3 protein-coding genes and 1 pseudogene are annotated in these 7,190 nt (G+C 45.6%); 1 reads left to right on the top strand and 3 read right to left on the bottom strand.

Going from position 1 to position 7,190, the window contains the following annotated elements; translation table 11 throughout:
• From JGK07_RS32075 to JGK07_RS32065, 3 genes and pseudogenes are all read right to left on the bottom strand, one after another.
• Window positions 1-183, bottom strand: a pseudogene (locus tag JGK07_RS32075) (IS1 family transposase); the annotation flags it as partial.
• A 611-nt stretch (window positions 184-794) separates the two neighbouring features.
• Window positions 795-3,833: a GAF domain-containing protein gene (locus JGK07_RS32070; RefSeq protein WP_293187053.1), complete on the bottom strand. Its 3,039-nt coding sequence runs from the start codon at window positions 3,831-3,833 to the stop codon at window positions 795-797.
• 139 nt (window positions 3,834-3,972) lie between these two features.
• Complete coding sequence (locus JGK07_RS32065) at window positions 3,973-5,193, bottom strand: transposase (RefSeq protein ID WP_363319282.1); 1,221 nt, start codon at window positions 5,191-5,193, stop codon at window positions 3,973-3,975.
• Between the two features lie 268 nt (window positions 5,194-5,461).
• Between JGK07_RS32065 and JGK07_RS32060 the strand changes: the two genes are divergently transcribed.
• Window positions 5,462-6,907, top strand: coding sequence for an ATP-binding protein (locus JGK07_RS32060; RefSeq protein WP_293199302.1), 1,446 nt, complete (start codon window positions 5,462-5,464; stop codon window positions 6,905-6,907).
• Window positions 6,908-7,190: the final 283 nt, after the last annotated feature.

The raw sequence follows: 7,190 nt of genomic DNA, 5'->3' as shown, positions 1-7,190 counted from the left end.
TTTACTATCAACGAATGACCATAACTCATCCATCTGAACATTCAAGCGCTTTTTTTCTTTGGGAGTCACTTCCACTTGCTTCTTAACAGCAGCCGCTTGGCTATTAACGTATCGCTGCACTGTATCTTCTGACACTTGAAGTACCCGAGCAATTCCTGCCTGAGAAATACGTTCAAGTAGCATCCGTGACATTAACTATTTTTGTTCTTCTGTAATAGGCTGACCTGCTGGATTTAAAACAAATTGACGACCACATTCTCGGCATTTATAATGAAAGTTTATGATGCCGAGTTTGACCGTTTCGACTAACTTCTTCTGAACCACAATTAGGGCAACAATGAATTTTTAATGTCAGATCATGCAATGGCAAACACTTATTTCTAATTATAACTTACTCTGATCCTTTCCTTCAGGGTACTACCGTGAAGGCGGGTTTGATGATAGAGTATCTTGGCGAACACTCAGATGAATATTGGAATGCTTTTCCAAACCTCATCGCCCAGGAAAAATTTAAAATACCAATGACTTACAGTATAACTGCTAGGAAGTTATAGCGATGGTTGTACTTGAATTAAATGCTGGTAAATCTGTATAACAATTCGGTTGCAGCGGCGAGCGAAACTTTTTTGTCTATCGTTCAAGTTAGTTGGTTGCCGCTGAACCGAACCGTTAGATAAAATTAAGATCGATCTTCTTTGGCTGGAGTGTCACTGTAACCGTGTAAACGTCTCTAGCTGACGATCTCCGATCGCCAGCAAAGATCTCAAATGGGTTCTATAGTATTCGAGGTATTTCTAAGACAACATAGTTGGCAATTTCACTGTGACGATCGATCCAATTTCCTCCCCCGACTCAATCCTAAACTCCCCATCGTGAGCTTCCACAATCCGTTTGACGATCGCCAAACCCAATCCCGTGCCACTGGCTTTGGTTGTAAAAAAAGGCTGTGTCAATCGTGGCAAAATATCGGCAGGAATTGGCGTACCATTATGAATTTGCAGACAAACGCGGTGATGTTCGGTTCGATCGAGCTTAGTGGTAATAACATCGCCGATATCTATTGCTTCGCAGGCATTAACGATCAAATTAATGATTACTTGCTTGAATTTATCTCGATCGACCAACACATAAATCGGTTCGATCGGGATAAATTCAAGCTGTTTTCCCAAAGCCGCAGGGATAGTTTGTAAGGTACTTAACGTTTCTAAGATGAAGCTATTTAGTTCCAGTCGAGATCGATCGAGTGTCTGGGGTTTGGAATAGAGTAAAATCTGGCTCAATAAGCGTTGCAGTCGATCGGCTTCGTCTAATGAGAGAGCTAGATACTCTTGAAATCGCTCGGAGAGTTGGAGTTTTTTAAAGGCATTTAAGCCCATCAAAATCGTAGTGAGAGGATTTCGTACCTCATGGACGATCGTGGCGGCTAGTTCGCCAATTTCGGCTAGTCTAGCTAACGCTTTTTCGGCTTGTTTAAGTAGAGTAATATCAGCCGCTACCGCTAATAAGCATGGTTCGTCCTCCAAGTAGATCGCCTCGGCAGAAAACAACGTCGGGAAAATCTCCCCCGATTTACGGCGAAACGAGATCTCTAGATTGCTGACGGTACCTTGTTGCTGCAACTGTTGGGCGATCGCGATTCGATCGGCTGGATTTGCCCACACCCCCAGTTCCAGGGTACTGCGTCCGAGCATTTCCTCGCGGTGATATCCCAGCATCCGCAAGCAACTATCATTGATTTCGATGTAGCAACCATCGTTGAGGGTGCTAATGGCGATCGCATCTGGAGAGGAGCGAAACGCTGTCGAGAACTTGGTTTCCGAAACTCGCAGGGCATCTTCTACTTGCAGACGTTCCATCTCCGCTGCCGCCCGTGCTGCAAAAATCTCTAGAATTGCCTGCGTGCGCTCGTTAGATTCCATCTCCTTGTCATCTAGTACCGCCAAATGTCCCAACAGATCGCCCATCGAAGTCAATAATGGAATGCCAGCATAACTCTGTGCTTCCATTGCCTCCAATTCATCCTTTTCTTCAGGAAATAAGCTCTGGATCTGGGCGGGGAAACACTGATAGCTATTACTACCAATAATCCGCTCGCAGGGCGTACCGTGCAGAGCGTACTCGAACTCGTTGCCAAATTCATTTCCCTGCCAAAAGGCAAAACTCCGCACGCGAGTAGGTGGCGCATCCATACACTCGCTGATAAAGGCATAGCGGACATCGAGAGCTTGGGCGAGGGAACGGACAAGCGATCGAAAGAAGTCTACACCAGTTGCGGAAACGGTACCTTCAACGATCGATCTGAGGATTTGCTCGGATTTTTGGCGTTCTAAGATTTCGGATTGAAGTCTGTCGTTCGTTTGTGTCAATTCGATCGTGCGTTGCTGTACGCGCAATTCTAGTTGGTTATAGAGTTGGGCATTATCGAGAGAAATTGCTGCTTGAGTAGACAGAAACTGGATAACTTCTAATCGTTGGGGGGTAAAAATATCTGTCGTTAAATTATTTTCTAGATATAAAATACCCGCACGTTTACCCTGGTAAATCAGTGGGGTACAAAGGATTGATTTCGGCTGACGAGCGCGAATATAGGCATCTCGATCGAATCTAGAGTCTGTTACGGCTCGATTGAGAACGATGCTTTCCTGAGTGCTTGCAACATAATTGACGATCGCCAGCGAAACTAAATTTTTACCAGCTTCACTATCGAGGAGAATCGCTGGTAAAATCGATACGTTTTGGGGTTCGACAATTGCGGCAATTTCTAGTTCGCCATTACTTTGCAAGAGCAAACAGCCGCGCTGTGCGCCAGAGTTTTCGATCGCGATTGTCATCAATTTTGCTAACAATTTATCTAGCACAATTTCCCCAGCAAGTGCTTGAGATGCTTTCATTAGTGCTGCTAGATCGAGTGCTGCCGATCCGGTAGTGTTACTGGTAGAAGCAAGGTGATTCTTAGTAATAGTTGAAATTTTGTCTAGTTCGGTAACTTTTTCTGCTGTACTGCTAGTTCGATCGATTCGATCCACACACGCTTGCAAATCCACCAAAATAGCATCGGTAGTTTGATAGCGATCTGCGGCATTTTTTGCCATCAACTTCATCACTAAATCGGACAGTGGCAGGGGAATTGCTGGATCGATTTGATGGAGTGGGAGTGGCTCTCTGGCAAGATGACAGTGGACGAGTTCTAACGCATCCGTCGTTTCAAATGGCAGTCGATAGCTTAATAATTCATAAAATGTCACACCTAATGAATAGAAGTCAGTTCGATAATCGATCGATCGATTCATTCGCCCTGTCTGCTCTGGGGAAATATACGCAAGAGTGCCTTCGAGCAAATTGGGATCGCGAACTAGGGGATTTTCTGGCGATAGTATGGTAGCGAGTCCAAAATCAACGATCTTCACCTGTCCCGTGGTGGGATTGAAGACGATATTAGATGGATTAATATCCTTGTGGATGATGTTGTGCTGATGAATTTCTCCTAAGATTGATGTTAGCCTAATTGCTAAATTCAGAAATCCTACTAGGTTAAATGTTCGATCGACCAGCCATATTGGAAGAGATTTTCCACCGAAATCTTCGAGGACGATGACAGAATTTTCTGGATAAGTTTCTAGAGCGTAAGCTGTAACTACACCTTGAATATTTAAGCTTCGCAAAATATCGTATTCCAACTGGAATCGATCGATCTCTTGGGGTGACTGAGATTCTCGATTCGATATTTTGAGGATGACAGGCACGAGATCCGTACAGCGTCGCGCTCGGTACAGCACCGATCTAGAGCTTTCGTAGAATTTCTCAATCGCTTGGTAGCCAGGAAAGTCAATCATGGTGCTTGCTAAATTCCTTTGAATCCCATTTTGGATTCGATCGATTGTTCGAGATCGACAGCACCGACTCGTTGCCGACAATTGGCTTGCCGTTTAATGCCTACCTGACTCAAAAATACACCCATTGACACTCCCCGTCCTATAAGGACGGGGATTCTTTCGTCACCGGGAGCGCAACCGCTTTACCCTCGGAAAGCATCTTGACCGTATGTCCTACGGCTGCAAGTCCTCTAATTAAGACTACTTGTGCTGCTGCGACATCTCTATCTGTTTGATATCCGCAATGTCCGCATGAATGAACTCGCTCGGACAGTTCTTTCTTGTCGGTTTCTGTGAGGCAATTCGGGCAAATCTGGCTGGTTTTTCTAGCATCTACCTTGAGAAAAAATACCCCGCGCTTCAAGCAGCATTGTTCAAGAATCTGGAAGAACTGCCCCCATCCCGCATCTAAACAATGTTTGCCGAGAATACCGCGAGCCAATCCTACCAAGTTTAAATTCTCAACAAACATTGAACCTGCACTGTCGCACAACTCATGAGCTAACTTCCAATAATAATCCTTGCGGATACTCGCAATTTTTTCATGCAGATTACTCACTTTTACTTGCGCTTTTTTTCGGTTTTTTGACCCTTTTACTTTTCTTGATACTCGCTGTTGCAGCAATTTAAGCTTGCGTTGGAGCGTCTGAAAAGGTCGTGGATTTGGGTAGGTTTTCCCGCTAGAAGTTGCTAGAAAGTGAAGAATTCCGACATCAATTCCAAGGAATGAACCGTGGGGCATTGCCTGCGGTACACTGACATCCCATTGCAAGGTTAGCATTACAAACCAGCCAGAAGCTCGTCTGACGATTCTAGCTTGTTTGACTGTTGCACCGCTTGGAATGGGGCGAGATTGACGAAATTTAACACTGCCTATAACAGGCAATTTTACCGTTGAGTTTTCAATCGCCCCAACACCCATCTGCGGGAACACGAAGGAACGCATAGCCCCGACTTTTTTATAGCGGGGAAATCCGTGTCCTTGTTCCCACATACTGACAAACGCTTTTTCTAAGAGACGTAAAGTTTGTTGCAGCACCTGCGATTGAACTTGCTTTAGTTGGTGGCTGCTTTTTCGATACGCAGTTAGCGCTTTACATTGGCTTGAATAGGTCGGTCTGGGTGTATCCGCTGGAATAATGTATTCCGAGTGAAGGGAACAAGCGTCAATCCGACAACTGCGAGATTTGTACCAGTCTTTACGCTCTCTCAAAGCATAGTTGTAGACACGGCGACATTGCTCCAACCAATCCTCAAAGATGGGAACTTGTGACGTTGTTGGTTTTAGCTTAAACTCATACGCCAGATTAAACAGTTGCATCACCTCCTTGCTGCATTATACATTCCTTTTACAATCCGTCAAGACACTTTGTAAAGCCGTCCTCAAAGGACGGGGCTTTAAACCCATTTTTCTGGTAAACAGAGTTTCTCATGAGAAAATGATAAGTAATTGGTAGGATAATTTCTTGAATTTCTCAGCTAATGTTTAGATCAAAATCATTTATGGCTAGGATGTCAGCGCAATAATGATAAAATAAGAATAGTGACACTCAATTTCGGTTGAAAATACTGCACCACAAGGTTTTCCAATGCAACCGATCGATAGATTTAGAGCGAAGCTCCAGAAAATCAAGCAGCAACATTTCGATCCGGCATCGTTGCAATTTCGGCTCACCGTAGAAATCTCGCTGCTGTCAATTCTGGGCTTGAGCAGCGTCGCGGTGTGGACGAGCTGGAAAATGCAGCAGCTTTTGATTACCACACATACTCAGCAAGTGGAGTATATTGCTACTCGGTTTCCCCGCGATGTCGAACTCTATAGCGAGATGTTGCCAGTTGCCACGGGGCTGCAAAAAACGATCGATAATGTCTCGGTGCCCGGATTGGCAATTTGGGTCAAAAGTACCGATGGTAAGCAGCTTCTGGCGCAATCGAGTCAAGTGAGCGATGAAGTGATGTCGATCGCCGATATGCCGCTCAAACCCCAGGTGTACCCAGTGGGCGATCGCTATCTAATTTTGTATCGGGGGGCAGTCACAGCGCGGAACAATCCCCTGGGCAAGGTCTATATGGCACAGGATGTCACATCAGAACAAAACCAACTCATTGCCGCCATCCAGGGGCTAGCTGCCGTCTGCTGTTTGGCAACCATCGCCACCATCTTTGCGATCGCCTTGCGCATTCGCCAATCGCTTCAACCGTTGCAAGAAATAAGCCAGATTGCTGGGGCGATTTCGGCAGCAGATTTGAACAAAGCCCAGTTGCAACTCACTCAGGCTCCGAGTGAAGTCAAGGAATTGGCTCAAACTTTTAATATGATGCTGGCACGGCTGGCGGATGCTTGGGAAAATCAGCGTCAGTTCGTCGGCAATGTCTCCCATGAGTTACGCACACCGTTAACGGTGGTAGTGGGTTATTTGCAAAGCGTCCTCCGCCGCAGTACCAATTTAAACGATTACCAGCAAGAAGCCCTCTCTACAGCGGCATCAGAAGCCGAGCGCACGGTGCAACTGCTTCAGGATTTGTTGAACTTAGCGCGAGCCGATAGTGGATATGCACACTACCATCTCGAACGTTTGTCACTCAATGATGTGGTAGCAGAAATCGCCCATATGACGGAGAAATATAGCGATCGAACGATCCGTGTCGAGGCGACAGCCAGTATCGAAGCAATTGCCGATCGAGACAGGCTTCAACAGGTATTAATCAATTTAATCGATAATGCGGTGAAGTATTCAGCAGCAGAGCAACCGATTATCTTGAGTATCGATCGTTTTGACGGACAGGCAATGATTCGGGTACGCGATCGGGGGGTGGGGATTCCGCTTCAGGATCAAAGTCGGATTTTTGAACGTTTTTATCGGGTAGATGAAGCGCGGACTCGCTTGCCACAGGCTGGGATTCAAGTAGCTAGTGACGGACATGGATTGGGTTTGGCGATCGTCAAAACGTTGGTAGAAGGGATGGGTGGGAGTATCTCGGTGCGATCGAAGTTGGGTAAAGGTAGTGAGTTTACGATCGTTTTACCGACGTAAGTTTCGATTGCAAATATGTCGGTGTTTAGGCTCAGATAATGGGTTAGGAACTGTAACTTAATTTATGGACAAAGCTACCCATCCTTGACTATTTGGGTAGCTTTTTGAGCAAATTGTGGCCGCGCGAGACTATTTGCCCGTAGTTCAATTTGTTTTTGCCCCCGTGCCATTGGATTACAGATGCGGGCGTCTTGCGTCAGATAAATCTGCATTTGGACTGATTATAATTTTTTACCTGCCATGTTGACGCTCGCAGGAACTCGTATATAATACAAAGCACAAT

This window comes from Microcoleus sp. PH2017_24_DOB_U_A, from assembly GCF_020738205.1.
GTDB lineage: Bacteria > Cyanobacteriota > Cyanobacteriia > Cyanobacteriales > Microcoleaceae > Microcoleus.
Note: the sequence above shows the minus strand (reverse complement) of the source record. Positions and strands in the feature narration are given on the sequence as shown.